Origin of the sequence: Streptomyces sp. NPDC058741, assembly GCF_042746715.1 — a bacterium.
Lineage (GTDB): Bacteria > Actinomycetota > Actinomycetes > Streptomycetales > Streptomycetaceae > Streptomyces.
Genome location: NZ_JBHYQH010000056.1, coordinates 1 through 15,634 on the forward strand (window position 1 = coordinate 1; position 15,634 = coordinate 15,634).

Annotated in this window: 11 protein-coding genes, 1 tRNA gene and 1 pseudogene; 5 read left to right on the forward strand and 8 right to left on the reverse strand. The window is 69.4% G+C overall.

The genetic code is table 11. The annotated features are described in order from the left end of the window. Positions 1 to 162: 162 nt before the first annotated feature. Positions 163 to 2,658, forward strand: coding sequence for an aminopeptidase N (gene pepN, locus ACFW6P_RS29110; RefSeq protein ID WP_386353702.1), 2,496 nt, complete (start codon positions 163 to 165; stop codon positions 2,656 to 2,658). 194 nt (positions 2,659 to 2,852) lie between these two features. Continuing rightward, positions 2,853 to 3,092, forward strand: a pseudogene (locus tag ACFW6P_RS29115) (lysine 6-monooxygenase); the annotation flags it as partial. 13 nt (positions 3,093 to 3,105) lie between these two features. Here ACFW6P_RS29115 and ACFW6P_RS29120 read toward each other — a convergent pair. Beyond that, positions 3,106 to 4,911 carry a bifunctional metallophosphatase/5'-nucleotidase gene (locus ACFW6P_RS29120; RefSeq protein WP_386353704.1) on the reverse strand — a complete coding sequence of 602 codons (1,806 nt, stop codon included), beginning with the start codon at positions 4,909 to 4,911 and terminating at the stop codon, positions 3,106 to 3,108. Between the two features lie 164 nt (positions 4,912 to 5,075). Here ACFW6P_RS29120 and ACFW6P_RS29125 point away from each other — a divergent pair, with 164 nt between their 5' ends. Together ACFW6P_RS29125 and pyk are read left to right on the forward strand one after the other, a co-directional pair. Then, entirely contained in the window at positions 5,076 to 5,792 is a 717-nt protein-coding gene (locus tag ACFW6P_RS29125; protein ID WP_386353706.1) for an SIMPL domain-containing protein, read from the forward strand. Between the two features lie 127 nt (positions 5,793 to 5,919). Beyond that, a complete protein-coding gene (pyk, locus tag ACFW6P_RS29130; protein WP_386353708.1) occupies positions 5,920 to 7,341 on the forward strand; it encodes a pyruvate kinase in 1,422 nt (473 codons plus the stop codon). 6 nt (positions 7,342 to 7,347) lie between these two features. Here the strand turns inward: pyk and ACFW6P_RS29135 are convergent, their stop codons facing one another. Both ACFW6P_RS29135 and ACFW6P_RS29140 read right to left on the reverse strand, forming a co-directional pair. After that, a complete protein-coding gene (locus tag ACFW6P_RS29135; protein ID WP_386425368.1) occupies positions 7,348 to 8,106 on the reverse strand; it encodes a transcriptional regulator in 759 nt (252 codons plus the stop codon). A gap of 103 nt (positions 8,107 to 8,209) precedes the next feature. Continuing rightward, positions 8,210 to 8,282, reverse strand: a tRNA-Leu gene (locus ACFW6P_RS29140). A 104-nt stretch (positions 8,283 to 8,386) separates the two neighbouring features. On the opposite strand from ACFW6P_RS29140, the gene ACFW6P_RS29145 reads away from it, so the two are divergent. Next, positions 8,387 to 9,043, forward strand: a complete 657-nt coding sequence (locus tag ACFW6P_RS29145) for an ANTAR domain-containing response regulator (protein ID WP_386353712.1) — start codon at positions 8,387 to 8,389, stop codon at positions 9,041 to 9,043. 71 nt (positions 9,044 to 9,114) lie between these two features. Here the strand turns inward: ACFW6P_RS29145 and ACFW6P_RS29150 are convergent, their stop codons facing one another. The 5 genes from ACFW6P_RS29150 to ACFW6P_RS29170 all read right to left on the reverse strand — a co-directional run bounded on the left by ACFW6P_RS29150 (position 9,115) and on the right by ACFW6P_RS29170 (position 14,813). Further along, entirely contained in the window at positions 9,115 to 9,831 is a 717-nt protein-coding gene (locus tag ACFW6P_RS29150; RefSeq protein WP_386353714.1) for an ABC transporter ATP-binding protein, read from the reverse strand. Further along, a complete protein-coding gene (locus ACFW6P_RS29155; RefSeq protein ID WP_386353716.1) occupies positions 9,828 to 10,691 on the reverse strand; it encodes an ABC transporter ATP-binding protein in 864 nt (287 codons plus the stop codon). Before ACFW6P_RS29155 ends, ACFW6P_RS29150 begins: the two co-directional genes overlap by 4 nt. 5 nt (positions 10,692 to 10,696) lie before the next feature. After that, positions 10,697 to 12,511 carry a branched-chain amino acid ABC transporter permease gene (locus ACFW6P_RS29160; protein ID WP_386353718.1) on the reverse strand — a complete coding sequence of 605 codons (1,815 nt, stop codon included), beginning with the start codon at positions 12,509 to 12,511 and terminating at the stop codon, positions 10,697 to 10,699. A 4-nt stretch (positions 12,512 to 12,515) separates the two neighbouring features. Then, positions 12,516 to 13,445: a branched-chain amino acid ABC transporter permease gene (locus tag ACFW6P_RS29165; protein ID WP_386353721.1), complete on the reverse strand. Its 930-nt coding sequence runs from the start codon at positions 13,443 to 13,445 to the stop codon at positions 12,516 to 12,518. A gap of 138 nt (positions 13,446 to 13,583) precedes the next feature. Continuing rightward, the gene (locus ACFW6P_RS29170) at positions 13,584 to 14,813 is read right to left on the reverse strand and encodes a branched-chain amino acid ABC transporter substrate-binding protein (protein ID WP_386353743.1); all 1,230 of its coding nucleotides are present in this window, start codon (positions 14,811 to 14,813) and stop codon (positions 13,584 to 13,586) included. Between the last annotated feature and the right edge of the window lie 821 nt (positions 14,814 to 15,634).

A 15,634-nucleotide genomic window follows, 5' to 3' on the forward strand; every position in this document is an offset into this window, starting at 1 on the left:
GCCACGGCGATCTGGCACAACCGCAAGACCGAAGCCCCGGTCACCCGATCCCTGATTGCGTACGACCACTGATCACATAGGACTCACTCGTCTAGCGCGGACATCGCGTACGTACCGATCCACCTCTGTGCCGTGCCGACGCGATCAGGCAGCATGTCACGCATGTCCGTACTGACGCGCGACGAAGCGCAGACCCGAGCAGAGTTCCTCGACGTCCACCGCTACACCATCGAACTCGACCTGACCGGCGGCGACGAGACCTTCGACTCCCGCACCCTGATCAGGTTCGACGCCCGTACGGGCGGCACCACCTTCGTCGAGGTCAAGCCCGCCGAACTGCGCTCCGTCACCCTCGACGGACACCCCCTGGACCCGGACACCCTCGACGGCAACCGGCTGCCCCTGACGAACCTCACCGCGGGCGAGCACGAACTGCGCGTCCACGCCCGTATGCGCTACTCCCGCACCGGCGAGGGCATGCACCGCTTCACCGACCCCACCGACGGTGAGACCTACGTCTACACCCAACTGTTCCTCGACGACGTCCAGCGCGTCTTCGCCGCCTTCGACCAGCCCGACCTCAAGGCCGTCTTCGAGCTGTCCGTGCAGGCACCCGAGGGCTGGACCGTCCTCGCCAACGGCATCACCGAGCACACCGGCGACGGCCTGTGGAAGGCCGCCGAGACCCCCCTGATCCCCACCTACCTCGTCGCCGTCGCCGCCGGCCCCTGGCACTCCGTGCGCACCGAGCACCGCGGCCTGCCCTTCGGCCTGCACTGCCGCCGCTCCCTCGCCCCCCACCTCGACGCGGACACCGACGAACTCCTCGCCGTCACCCGCGCCTGCTTCGACCGCTACCACGAGAAGTTCGACGAGCCCTACCCGTTCGACTCCTACGACCAGGCCTTCGTCCCCGAGTTCAACGCGGGTGCCATGGAGAACCCCGGACTGGTCACCTTCCGCGACGAGTTCGTCTACCGCTCCGCCGTCACCGACACCGAGCGCCAGACCCGCGCCATGGTCATCGCCCACGAGATGGCCCACATGTGGTTCGGAGACCTCGTCACCCTGCGGTGGTGGGACGACATCTGGCTCAACGAGTCCTTCGCCGAGTACATGGGCTACCAGACCCTCACCGAGGCCACCCGTTTCACCGACACCTGGACCGACTTCGGCGTCAACCGCAAGACCTGGGGCTACGACGCCGACCAGCGCCCCTCCACCCACCCCGTCGCCCCCGAGGCCGTCGACGACACCGCCGCCGCGCTGCTCAACTTCGACGGCATCTCCTACGCCAAGGGCGCCGGCGCGCTGCGTCAGCTCGTCGCTTGGCTCGGCGAGAAGGACTTCCTCGCCGGCATCAACACCCACTTCGCCCGGCACAGGTTCGCCAACGCCACCCTCGCCGACTTCATCGACTCCCTCGCCGCCGCCACCGACCGCGACGTCCACGCCTGGGCCGACGCCTGGCTGCGCACCACCGGCGTCGACACCCTCACCCCGCACCTCGCCCCCGGCGAGCACGGCACCTGCGCCCTCACCGTCGACCGCGCCGGCAGCCGCCCGCACCGCATCGCCGTCGGCCTCTACGACCGCGACCTCGGCGACGACGGCGGCCAGCTCGTGCTGCGCGACCGCCTCCACCTGGACCTGCCGCAGCACGGCCCCCAGCCCGTCGGCAAGCGCCCGGCACTGCTCCTGCTCAACGACGGCGACCTCGGCTACGCCAAGGTCCGCTTCGACCCCGAGTCCTTCGAGACCGTCCGCAAGGACCTCTCCGGACTGCCCGCGCCGCTCACCCGCGCGGTCGTCTGGAACGCCCTGCGCGACGCCGTCCGCGACGGCGAACTCGCGCCCGCCGCCTACCTGGAGACCGCCCGGGTCCACCTCCCGCTGGAGACGGACCTCGCCATCGTCCAGGGCGTGCTCGCCTTCGCCTCCTCCCAGATCGCCGACCGCTACGTCGGCCCGGGGGAGCGGCCCGCCGCGCTCGCCACCCTCTCCGAGCTGTGCCGCGACCTGATCCGCCGCACCGAGGACGGCGACAACCCCGGCCTCAGGCTGATCGCCGTACGCCACCGCATCGACGTCGCCGCCCACCCCGACACCATCGCCGCCTGGCTCGCCGACGGCACCGTCCCCGGCGGCCCGGAGCTCGACCCCGAGCTGCGCTGGCGCGTCCTCGCCCGGCTCGCCGTCCTCGGCGCCACCGACGAGGCCGCCATCGCCGCCGAACTCGAACGCGATCCCAGCGCCACCGGCCAGGAGGGCGCCGCCCGGTGCCGGGCCGCCCTGCCCGACCCGCAGGCCAAGGCCCGCGCCTGGGAGGCCATGTTCGGCTCCGACGAGCTGTCCAACTACCTCTTCACCGCCACCGCCCGCGGCTTCTGGCAGCCCGAACAGGCCGACCTGGTGAGCGCCTACGTGCCGCGCTACTACGCCGACGCGGTCGCCGTCGCCGCCCGGCGCGGCCCCGCCATCGCCGAGGCGGCCGGCCGTTGGGCCTTCCCCGCCCACGCCGTCGACCCCGACACCCTCCGCCTCGGCCGGGAATGCCTGCGCGACGCCGGCCCGATCCCCGCGCTGCGCCGCAAACTCGTCGACCAACTGGACGACCTGGCACGGGCGTTGCGGGTCCAGGGGGTCCGGGAGGAGTAGGGCGCGCGGGCGGCCTCCAAGCGGTCTGAGGGGGACTTCGGGGCGGCCTGAAGGGGCTTCAGGGCGGCCCGAGGGGGCCAGGGCCCGATGGGTCCGGGGACCGGGGTCCGAGGGATGCGCCGGGGGGAGAGGGCAAGGGCGGAGCAGGCGACCCCGACCGGATTCCCCGGACGGACGTACCCCCGTCCCCCTCCGGTCGTACCGGCTCCGTGTACGTCCAGAACGCCGAGACCCACACCCACGGCGTCGGCGCCCCCGACCTCGGCCTCGCCGCCTGGCGCAGCGCGATCATCCTCAACTCCCTGATCGGCAGGGAGACGTACGGACTCCCGCGCCGCACCGCCTTCACCACCTTCGGCCTCACCCAGCGGCCGCACGTGCCGGCACCCCGCGAGGCACCGGCACCGACCCCGCTCGTCGACGACCGGAGGTGACGGGACCCCCGCCTCAGAAGACGGGCGTGCCCTCCCGCGTGAGCTTCCACTCCACCGCCGCGAACTCGGCCGGGTCGATCGACCCCTTCGCCTTCACCCAGGCGATCATGGTGTTGCGGATCTCGTCCGAGTTCGACCACAGCAGCGGGGCGGCGGCGACGTGCGGGAAGTTGCCGCCGCCGTTGGCCCGGTAGTTGTTCACCGCGAACACGAACCGCGCGTCGTCCGCGAGCGGCTGCCCCCCGAACCGCACGTCCGTCACCCGCGACCCGGCCGGCTTCGCGATGTCGATCTCGTACGACAGGCCGCTCACCACGTCGTAGTTGTAGTCCGGCGTACCGCCCGCGTTCGTCAGCTTCGCCGGGTCCACCGGCGCACCCGGCGCCGTCTGCACGAAGTAGTTCGCCGAGAACTCCAGGTACGCCTTCATCTGGGCGCCCGTCATCAGACGCGCCTCCAGCGTGTTCTCGAAGACGTACAGACCCGCCACGTCCCGGATCGTCACCTCGCCCGCCGGGATCCGGGCACTGCGCGAGAAGCACGCCGCCTGCGACAGCACCGGCAGCGGCGCGTGCTCGGTGCCGGCCAGGGCCTGCCGCACCGTGTCCGCCTGGATGTGGTTGATCAGGTCGATGATCGGCACGTCCTTGCAGGGAGCCTCGGCCGACGTCATCTCCGCCGCGTTCGTGCCGATGACCTGGTTGACGTACGCCACGACCTTCTCGTGCTCGTCCGAGAGCAGCTCCGTGATCTCAGGGTCCTCCTCCACCGTGTTGGAGTTCAGGACCCGCGCGCCGACCTTCTCGACCTTCCAGCAGCCCTTCTCCCAGACCAGCTCGAAGTCGAACAGCGTCAGCCGCTGCCCCCACTTCAGCGGCTCCGACAGCACGACCTGCCTGCCGGTCTCCTTGTTCGTGACGAAGTACTCGGGGATCTCCGTGTGCGCGTGCCCCACCAGGATCGCGTCGATGCCCGGCACCTGCTCGGCCACCAGCCCCGCCGCGTTCTCGATGTACGGCAGCTGGTCACCGTAGGACGACGTGCCCGACGAACCGCTGTGCGCCGAGACGACGACCACGTCCGCGCCCATCGACCGCAGCTTCGGCACCCACTTCGCCGCCTGCTCCTCCAGACCCGGGAACGTCATCTTCCCCTGCACGTTCGCCTTGTCCCAGATCGCGATGCCCGGGTTGGTCAGACCCAGCACCGCGACCTTCACGTCCCGCCCGTGGGGCGTACGCAGCCGGTGCATGCTGTACGGCGCGAACGCAGGCCGCAGCGTCCTCGCGTCCAGCGCGTTCGCGCCCAGCAGCGGGAAGCGGCACTGCTGCTCGAACTTGCGCAGCACCGGGATGCCGTAGTTGAACTCGTGGTTGCCGAGCGCCGCCGCGTCGTAGTCCATCGCGTTCATGGCCTGCGCCATCGGGTGCACCGGGCCGCCCTCGGCGGTGATCGGGTCCACCTTGGCGTAGTAGTACGACAACTGCGTGCCCTGGATCGTGTCGCCCGCGTCGATGAGCAGCGTGTTGCGGCGGCCCTTCTCCGCACGGACGCGGTTCACCAGCGTCGAGACCTTCGCGAGCCCGACGTCGTTGTGGGCCTTGTCGTCGAACTCCCGGTCCGTGAAGTAGTCCCAGTTGAAGACGTTGCCGTGCAGGTCCGTCGTCCCCATCACGGTGAACGCGTACCGCTTCGCCGGCCGCTTCCCGCCCCGCACCTCGGCCGCCTCGGCGGCCGGCGCCCCGGCCGCCCCGGCCAGCGCCACCCCCGCCCCGGTCACGGCGGACTTCTCCAGGAACTTCCGGCGGTTCAACGGCATGTCGGGCTCTCCTCGCGGAATCTCTGAATGACGCGCGTAGATAACGCGCGTAGATTCTGACCCGGTCATGACCGGCCGCAACACCCCCCACAGGTTGCGATCTGATGACTCGAACCACCCCGCTCCCCGCCCGGCCACGGCCAAGAGATGACAGAGTGGGACGTATGACCGCGCCCACCGCAGACGCCTCCCCACCCGCCGTCCCCTACGGCACCCCCGACGCCCCCCGCATAGCCGTCCGCGGCGAGGCCCGCCTCGAAGTCGACCCCGAGATCGCCCGCATCGGCATCACCGTCGCCGCCCGCGGCCGCGACCGCCGCTCCGCCCTCGACGACCTCACCCGCCGCAACGCCGGCGTCCTCGACCTCGTCAAGACCTACGGCGACGCCGTCGAACGCCTGGAGACTGGCGCCTTCTCCATCACCCCCGAACTCACCAAACACGGCCGCGGCGAACGCGTCCGCACCTACCACGGCACCGTCCACGTCACCGCCGAACTCACCGACTTCACCGCCCTCGGCGAACTCACCACCCGCCTCGCCGACCTCGACCTCACCCGCGTCGACGGCCCCTGGTGGTCCCTGCGCCCCGACTCACCCGCCCACCGCGAAGCCCGCAGGAAAGCCGTACACGAAGCCGTCCAGCGCGCCCGCGAATACGCCGACGCCCTCGGCACCACCCTCTCCGCCCTCGTCGAGCTCGCCGACATCGGCGCCGAGAACACCCCACCGGCCTATCCCCAGGCCCCCGGCCGCGCCCGCTCCCTGTCCTATGCAGGAGCCCCTGCCGAAACCGCCGCCCCCCTCGATCTGGAACCCCAGCGCCAGCACGTCCACGCCCAGGTCAACGCCCGCTTCACCGTGGTGCCGCCACAGCTGTGAATTCCGCCGGGCCGATTCCGAAAACACGACCGAATTCCGCGCCCGTCAACAACTCGTCACCCGAAGTCCGTTGAGTCGTCACGCCCGGCGAATTCTCTACCCACCGGTAACTCATAGGCTCGCCCCCATGCGCCGAGCGAAAATCGTCTGCACCCTGGGGCCCGCCACCGACTCGTACGACCGGATCAAAGGCCTGGTCGACGCCGGAATGGACGTCGCCCGATTCAACCTCAGCCACGGCGGCCACGCCGAACACGAGGAGCGCTACCACCGGGTCCGAAAAGCCGCCGACGAAACCGGCCGCAGCGTCGGCCTCCTCGCCGACCTCCAGGGCCCCAAGATCAGACTCGGCCGCTTCACCGAAGGACCCGTACTCCTCGAACGCGGCGACACCTTCACCCTCACCGTCGAAGAAGGCGTCCAAGGCGACCGCGACACCTGCGGCACCACCTACGCCGGCCTCGCCGACGACGTCACCACCGGCGACCACATCCTCGTCGACGACGGCAAGGTCTGCCTCGAAGTCACCACCGTCGACGGCCCCCGCGTCCACACCACCGTCGTCGAAGGCGGCGTCATCTCCGACCACAAGGGCCTCAACCTCCCCGGAGCCGCCGTCTCCGTCCCCGCCCTGTCCAAGAAGGACGAGGACGACCTCCGCTGGGCCCTGCGCACCGGCTTCGACGTCATCGCCCTGTCCTTCGTCCGCACCGGCCACGACATCCAGCACGTCCACCGCGTCATGGACGAGGAAGGCCGCCGCCTCCCCGTCATCGCCAAGATCGAAAAACCCCAGGCCGTCGAGAACATCGACGACATCGTCGCCGCCTTCGACGGCATCATGGTCGCCCGCGGCGACCTCGGCGTCGAAATGCCCCTGGAACAGGTCCCCGTCGTCCAGAAGCGCGCGATCAAACTCGCCAAGCGCAACGCCAAACCCGTCATCGTCGCCACCCAGATGCTCGACTCCATGATCGACAACGCCCGGCCCACCCGCGCCGAGGCCTCCGACGTCGCCAACGCCGTCATCGACGGCACCGACGCGGTGATGCTCTCCGGCGAGACCAGCGTCGGCAACCACCCGATCGAGACGGTCCGCACCATGGCCCGCATCGTCGAGGCGGCCGAGGAGGACATCCTCGCCAAGGGCCTGCCCCCGCTCACCGAACGCAACAAGCCCCGCACCCAGGGCGGAGCCGTCGCCCGGGCGGCGGCGGAGACGGGCGACTTCCTCGGCGCGAAGTTCCTGGTCGCCTTCACCCGGTCCGGCGACACCGCCCGCCGCCTGTCCCGCTACCGCTCGCCCATTCCGCTGCTGGCCTTCACCCCCGACCAGGCCACCCGCTCCCAGCTCAGCTTCACCTGGGGCGTCGAGACCTTCCTCGGCCCGTGCGTCGACTCCACGGACGCCATGGTCGACCAGGTCGACGAACTCCTCCTCCGCCTCGGCCGCTGCGAGCCGGGCGACACGGTCGTCATCACGGCCGGCTCCCCACCCGGCGTCTCCGGCTCCACGAACCTGGTCCGGGTCCACCACATCGGCGAGTAGGACACGTCAGTACTTGGGACCCACGTGGGCGTCCATGAGGGCTACGGAGGCTTTGCGGGCGATGGAGATGTTGAACGGGTCGCTCCCGCGGGCCAACGCGGTCCACTCGACGCCCACCCGGTCCAGGGCATCGGTGAAGAGTTTCCGGATGCCGTCCGACTTGTTGGAGAAGAAGTAGCGCGGATATTCGTAGCGCTTACGCTCACCGGCGACCATGCGGGTCGTCCAGTTGGTGATCCGGCAGCCGTCGGAGCGGATGAGACCGCGGATGAACTGCCAGGGGTGCGCGTCGACGATGACGTGCTGCCAGGTTTCGAGGGCGATACGGCGTTCGTGCTTCTTGCCGGGGCCGTGCTGGGGGAAGAGGCGTGGCCAGTGCCTGCTGTAGCTGACCACTGAGACGTATCCCTGTGCCTGAACACGGGAGGCGCGCCCGGTCGTGCTGATGGCACGCATGGCGATCTCGCAGGCGTCGGTCAAGCCCGGCCACGAGTCCGCGCACGCGATCCTCAGGTAGTAGCCGGTGCCGCGAGGGTGGCCGCTGATGCAGCCATCGCCGAGGTAGAGGCCCAGCAGGTAGGCGTAGGCGCCCTCGTCGGCCGGCGGGCCGGCGTCCGGAAGGGGGAGCCGGGGCAGCGGCTCGAGCCGGCCCTGCCAGGAGCGGCTCGCGGCCCGCGAGATGCCCGTTTCGCGGCTCACCGAGTTCAGGCTACGGCCCTGGGCTACCAGCGCGAGGGCTCGCTTGCGTGTGCTGACGTCGTACATGAGGCCACTGTGAGAGTGTGCTCATGGCGACACGCAGCAAAAAGCGGATGTTCACGAGAATGTGGACATCCGCTTCAGCGTGACCTTGGAATCAAAGGAAAAGTGCCCCGGGTGGGATTCGAACCCACGCTGTCGGTGGTTTGAGCACCGTGTCTCTTCCGCTGGACTACCGGGGCTTCCTGCGAAACGAAGGCGGGTAGCCACCCGCCGTGCCCCTACCTTACCGCAGCTAGGTACGCTCTTGGGAGCAGTACCGGCCTGCCCCTACCAAGGAGCCCACGTGAGTGCCCCCGAGCCGCCCCAGCCTGTTGACGTGCCTGATGAGGACAAGTCGCACGTGCCTCCGACGACGACGCGGGTCGTCATCGCCGAGGACGAGGCGCTGATCCGGCTCGATCTGAAAGAGATGCTGGAGGAGGAGGGGTACACCGTCGTCGGTGAGGCCGGTGACGGTGAGCAGGCCGTGGAGCTGGCGCGTGAGCACCGCCCGGATCTGGTGATCCTGGACGTGAAGATGCCGAAGCTCGACGGCATCTCCGCGGCCGAGAAGATCGCCGAGGAGAGCATCGCGCCGGTGCTGATGCTGACCGCCTTCTCGCAGCGGGATCTGGTGGAGCGCGCCCGGGACGCCGGTGCGATGGCGTATCTGGTGAAGCCGTTCAGCAAGAGCGATGTGGTGCCGGCCATCGAGATGGCCGTCTCGCGTTTCACGGAGCTGAAGGAGCTGGAGAAGGAGGTCGCCGACCTCACGCTGCGGCTGGAGACGCGGAAGCTGGTGGACCGTGCGAAGTCGGTGCTGCAGACGGAGTACGGGCTGACGGAGCCGGCGGCGTTCCGGTGGATCCAGAAGACGTCGATGGACCGGCGGATGTCGATGCAGCAGGTGGCGGAGGCGGTCATCCAGGACGCCGAGGAGAAGAAGGCCGCCAAGGGCTGACCCGTGACATGACCGAGGCCCGCGTCCCTCCGGGGGGCGCGGGCCTCGCTCGTGTCACGGGGTGAGGTGCCTCAGTCCTCGCCCAGGTACGCCTTGCGGACGGACTCGTCGTGGAGCAGGTCCTGTCCGGTGCCGGAGAGGACGATGTTGCCGACCTCCATGACGTGGCCCTGGTCGGCGAGGGAGAGCGCGGCCTGGGCGTTCTGCTCGACGAGGAGGATCGTCGTGCCCTGGGACTTGAGCTCGGAGATGGTCGCCATGATCTTCTGCATCATGATCGGGGAGAGGCCCATGGAGGGTTCGTCGAGCATGAGTAGCTTGGGCTGGGACATGAGGGCGCGGCCCATGGCGAGCATCTGCTGCTCGCCGCCGGAGAGGGTTCCGGCGGCCTGCTTGCGGCGTTCCCCGAGGATGGGGAAGAGGTCGTAGGCGCGCTGGATGTCCTTCTCGATGCCGTCCTTGTCCTTGCGGAGGAACGCTCCGAGCTGGAGGTTCTCCGCGATGGTGAGGCGGGGGAAGATGTGGCGGCCCTCGGGGGAGTGGGCGAGGCCGAGGGAGACGATCTTGTGGGCGGGGACCCCGTTGAGGGGTTTGCCGTCGAAGAGGATCTTCCCGGATGTCGGCTTGAGCAGGCCGGACAGGGTGCGCAGGGTGGTCGTCTTGCCGGCGCCGTTGGTGCCGATGAGGGTGACGACCTGGCCGGCGTCGACGCTGAAGGAGATGCCCTTGACGGCTTCGATCTTGCCGTAGGAGACCCGGAGGTCCTCGACCTCGAGGAGTGCGGTCACTTGGCTTCTCCCTTGGTGCTGCTGGTGGTGCTGGTCGCGTCGGCTGCGGCTTCGGCGGCCTCGACCTCGGCGGCTTCGGCCTCGCCGGGGTCTCCCTCGAAGGGCTCTCCGAGGTAGGCGGCGACGACGCGCTCGTCGGCCTGGACGACGTCGGCGGTTCCTTCGACGAGCTTCTCGCCCTGGACGAGGACGGCGACGCGGTCGGAGAGGTTGAAGACGAAGCGCATGTCGTGCTCGATGAGGAGGACGGCGATGCCCTTGTCGCGGATGGCGAAGACGAGTTCCTCGGTGGCCCGGGTCTCCTGGGGGTTCATGCCGGCGGTGGGCTCGTCGAGGAGCAGCAGGCCGGGTTCGGAGGCCATGGCGCGGGCGATCTCGAGCTTGCGCTGCTCGCCGTAGGGGAGGTTGCGGGCGAGGTGGTCGCGCTTGTGGGCGAGGCCGATGAACTCCAGGAGTTCCATGGCGCGTTCCTCGCTGGCGCGTTCGGCCTTCTTGAAGCCGGGGCCCCGCAGGAGGGCGGACCAGAGGCCTTCCTTGGTGCGGGTGTGGCGGCCGACGAGCACGTTCTCCAGGACCGTCATGTTGGCGAACAGGCGGATGTTCTGGAAGGTGCGGGCGATGCCGGCCTGGGTGACGAGGTGGGGCTTGGGCGGGAGGACGGTGCCCTTGTAGGAGACGGTGCCCTCGGTGGGGACGTACAGGCCGGTGAGGCAGTTGAAGAAGGTGGTCTTGCCGGCGCCGTTGGGGCCGATGAGGCCGACGATCTCGCCGGCGTTGACCGTGAAGTCGACGGAGCGTACGGCGGTGAGGCCGCCGAAGCGCATCGTGACGTCGCGGGCTTCGAGTACAGGTGTCGTCATGATGGTTACGCCCCCGCCTTGGTGACGGCCGGTTCGTCGGTCAGCGTGGTCTGTTTCGGTACGTCGAGTTGGCCGGTCTCGTGGAACTCGAGCTGGCGCCGGCGGTTGGCGATGATGCCTTCGGGGCGGAAGCGCATCAGGAGGATGAGCGCGATGCCGAAGGCGAGGAGCGACTTCTCCTGGAGGAAGACGAGCTTCTCGGGGAGGAGGTAGAGCAGCGCGGCGCCGAGGAGGGGGCCCGCGACGGTGCCCATGCCGCCGAGGACGACCGCGGCCAGGAGGAACGCGGAGTTGGGCGGGGTGGAGCCGGCGAACTGGTACGGCGTGGGGACCACGCTGTAGGTGACGTGGGCGCTGACGGTGCCGGCGAGGCCGGCGAGGGAGGCGCCGAGGGCGAAGGCGATGAGCTTGACGCGGAAGCCGTTGATGCCCATGGCGGTGGCTGCGGTCTCGTCCTCGCGGATGGCGATCCAGGAGCGGCCGATGCGGGAGTCGGCGGCGCGGGTGTAGACGAGGACGACGATGGCCATGATGAGGACCATCAGCAGGTAGTAGTTGGCGAACCGGCCCAGGGTGAATCCGCCGATGTCGTGGGCTTCTCCGAAGTTGAACCCGAGGAGGTTCAGGTCGGGGATGGAGGGGATGCCGTTGGGGCCGTTGGTGACGTCGGGTCCGGACTGGCCGTCCATGTTGTTGACGGCGATGCGGAAGATCTCTCCGAAGCCGAGAGTGACGATGGCCAGGTAGTCGCCGCGCAGCCGCAGGGTCGGGGCGCCGATGAGGACGCCGAACACCAGGGAGGCGGCTGCGCCGGCCAGGGCGGAGGCCCAGAAGGGCAGGTGGACGCCGGAGATGGTGGAGAACTCGGAGCCGGAGACGAGGGCGGCGGTGTAGGCGCCGACGCCGAGGAAGGCGACGTATCCGAGGTCGAGGAGTCCGGCGAGGCCGACGACGATGTTGAGGCCGAGGGCCACGGTCCCGAAGATCAGGATGTTGACGCCGATGTTGGCGTAGTGGTCGTCGGTCTGGGTGAAGGGGAAGGCGATGGCCGCGGCGAAGCCCATGGCGAGGGTGAAGCTGCGGTTGGCGGCGACGAGCGCGGAGAAGCGGTCGAGGAGGCCGGCGGTGTGCAGGGCCCACATGGCGAAGACGACGACGAAGAGGTAGCCGACGAAGAGTTCGCCGTACTCGGTGTCGATGCCGTAGGTGAAGACGCCGAGGCCGATGATCGTGACGAGGGTGATCACGGCCCGCTGGATCCAGGGCGCGACGGACTGGGCGGCGGGGATGCGGTCGGGCTTGGCGACGTAGGCCTTGAGGGTGTCCTTGGTGCCGTCGGCGCCGGCGCGGTCCTGGGGGAGGGCGAAGGCGCCGAGGACGGGCAGCAGGGAGGCGACGGCCGCGACCCAACCGCCGGGTTCGAGGTTGACGACACCGCCGAGCTCGGCGCTGATGGCGATGACGGTGAACCAGGTGACGGAGAAGCCGCCGAGCGCGGTGAGCACCAGGGGTGCGTTGGTGCGGGCGGGCAGCAGCCAGCCGAGGCCGCGGATGCCGTAGGCCGCGAGGGCGAAGAGCGCGGTGAGGAGGCCGGCGGTGAAGGTCAGCCACTGCAGGCCGCCGGGGTAGCCGTTGATGGTGAGGTCGCCGGGGAACTCGGCGGTCCAGGTCCAGGCGAGGAACGCGGAGGCGGCGGTGGCGACGCCGCCGGCGAGCAGCAGGGCGCGGGCGGCGGCCTCGGGCAGCGGTATGAGGCCGCGGTGTGCGGGCGTCGGGGTGGGGACGGCGTCCGGCACGGGGGTCTTGGTGGTCTCGGTCATGTGATCACGCCCTGTCCGCGACGCGCTCGCCGAGCAGGCCCTGGGGCCTGAAGAGGAGCACGAGGATGAGGAGGCAGAAGGCCCACACGTTGGCCCAGCTCTGTCCGCCGAGCTGTCCCATGCCGGGGATCTCGTCGATGTAGGCGGAGGCGAGGGTTTCGGCGATGCCGAGGACGACGCCGCCGAGCATGGCGCCGTAGATGTTGCCGATGCCGCCGAGGACGGCCGCGGTGAAGGCCTTGAGGCCCATCAGGAAGCCCATGCGGTAGTCGACGTTGCCGTACTTGAGTCCGTAGGCGACGGCTGCGACGGCGGCGAAGAATCCGCCGATGGCGAAGGCGATGACGATGATGCGGTTGGTGTCGATGCCCATGAGCTGCGCGGTGTCGGGGTCCTGCGCGGTGGCCTGCATGGCGCGGCCGGTGCGGCTGCGGCGCACGAAGAAGGCGAGGGCGGCCATGCAGAGGATCGCGGCGAGGATGAGGAAGATGTCGGCGTCCTTGATGGTGACGGAGCCGATCTCGTGGGTGGCGTCGAGGCCGGGGAAGGAGCGGGCGCGGTCGGCGCCGGGGTAGAAGTTGCGTACGACCTCCTGGAGGGCCAGGGAGAGGCCGATGGCGGTGATGAGCGGTGCCAGGCGTGGTGCTCCGCGCAGGGGCCGGTAGGCGAACCGTTCCGCCCCGACGGCGATGAGGATGGCCACGAGGGCGCCGCCGATGAGCATCAGCGGTACGGCGAGAGCCATCGAGGTGCCGTCGGGCAGGATGTAGAAGTAGACCGTGAGGGCGCCGAACGCCCCGGTCATGAAGATCTCGCCGTGCGCGAAGTTGATGAGCTGGACGATGCCGTACACCATCGTGTAGCCGATGGCGATCAGCCCGTACATCGAGCCGAGAAGCAGCCCGTTGGCCAGCTGCTGCGGCAGGGTGTTCACCGCATGGCCTCCATGTCGCTGGTGGTGGTGTGCACTGGATGCGTGCGTGGTCGCGTGCTGGGTGGGGATGTGAGAACGGGCCGCGCGGTCGGGGTCGTCCTCCCGCGCGGCCCGTGGTGCGGCTGGTGGGGGGCCGGACTACTTGATGTCGGCGGTGCCGGTCTCGACGTCCTTCCAGGCACCCTTCTCGACCTGGTAGACCGTGAGCTGCTTGTTGGTGGTGTCGCCGTACTCGTCGAAGGAGATCTTGCCGGTGAGGCCTTCGAAGTCGGACTTCTGGACTCCGTCGACGACCTTGGAACGCAGGTCGTTGATGTCGGTGGGCACCTTGCCGCCGTTGGCGTCGGCCGCGGCCTTGACGGCCTTGATGATGGCGGTGGTGGCGTCGTAGGCGTAGGCGCCGTAGGCGCCGTAGTCGCCCTTGTAGCCCTTGTCCTTGTAGGTCTGGATGAACTGCTTGGCCGCGGGCAGGGTGTCGGCCGGGACACCGATCGCGGTGGCGAGGTCGCCCTCGGACGACTTGCCGGCGGCCTCGATGTAGGTGGAGGCGAACATGCCGTCGCCGCCGAACAGCGGGATCTTGACGCCGGCGTCCTTGAGCTGCTTGGTGATCAGCGCGGACTCGTCGTACTGGCCGCCGTAGTAGAGCAGGTCGGCGCCGGAGTTCTTGATCTTCGTGACGAGGGAGCCGAAGTCCTTGTCGCCGGTGTTGACGTGGTCGGTCCCGACGACCTTGCCGCCCATCTTCTTGTACTGCTCGGCGAAGATCTTGGCGAGGCCGGCGCCGTAGGTCTGCTTGTCGTCGACGACGAAGGCCTTCTTCTTCTTGAGGCCGTTGTACGCGTAGCCGGCGGCGAAGCTGCCCTGCAGTTCGTCGGTGGTGGCGGTGCGGAAGTACGTCTTGAAGGGACGCTTCTTGTCCGTCTGCCAGTTCTTGCCCTGGGTCAGCTCGGGGTTGGTGTTCGCCGGGGAGATCTGGACCATGTTGGCCGAGGCGAAGACCTGCTGCATCGTCTGGGCGACGCCGGAGTTCAGCGGGCCGACGGCGCCGACGACGGTCTTGTCGCCGGTGAGGCTCGTGGCGTTGGACTGGCCGGTGGCGGGCTGCGCCTTGTCGTCCAGTGCCTTGAGCTTGAATTTGACGCCGGGCACCCAGTTGTTCTTGTTGGCGTCGTCGACGGCGATCTGGGCGCCGTACTGGATGCCGAGGCCGGTGGTGGAGTTCTCGCCGGACAGGGGGGCGTCGACGCCGATGGTCAGCGTCGTGCTGCTCCCGCTGTCCCCGCCCTTGTCGCCGCTGTCGTCTCGGGAACCGCAGGCGGTGAGAGTCAGAGCTCCGGTCGTGAGAACGGAGGTAAGAATCACCAAGGAACGCTGTCGCACAATCAGTCCTTTCACAGGCAGGCCCCGCCCTGGTCGGGGGGTGAGTGCCGCGCTGGTACCGAACTCCCGATGGAGCGGTGACTGGCGGTGACTCTAAGCCCGGGGTCAGGGCAGGGTCAGTGGTGCGGGCTCGCTTGTGACTTTCTTGTTATGACGTGGTGGACGACCGGTCCGGACGGCGGACCTTCTCGGCGGGTTTGGTGGATTTTCGCCGAGGTCCGCATTCTGAGAACGCGCACTTCCGGTCGGCCATGGCTGAGATCATGCGGTGGCCGGGGCCTGGGCGGTGCGGCAAGAGCGGAAGGGCTCCGGGGGAGGGCGCGGCCGGACGGCGAAACGGTGGCTTTGCATTGCGCGCACGTTACACAGCGTTACGTCGAGGATGGTCGATCCGCTGCCGGCGGGAGTTCCGTATACCCGGAAACGTGTTTTCTCACAGTGAGCGCCGCGGGCGGTGAGTCCGGCGCAAAAGGGACCGGTCGGCCGGAGCGGGGACGGCGGGACCGCGGGCGCGCGTCGTCGGGCTTGCCTGAACAAGGCCCGTTCCAGGGGAAGTTGCTGGACTGAATGTGCGGATGCGGTGCCAGGTACGGGCGTTGGCGGGGCGTGGCATGTCGGTGCCGACCGAATCTCAACCCTCGCCGCAACGCTGGGAGTTGACATCACGACAGCGCCGGTGGCGTCCCTGGCCGCGGCCTCGCCGGGTCCCGGCGGGGAGTGCGGTGCGGCCGGGGGAAGTGCGGAGCCCCGCCGCGGCGTGGCCGGTGCGGCGGGGCTGACGGTCGCGTGGAGCGGCCGGAGGTGGT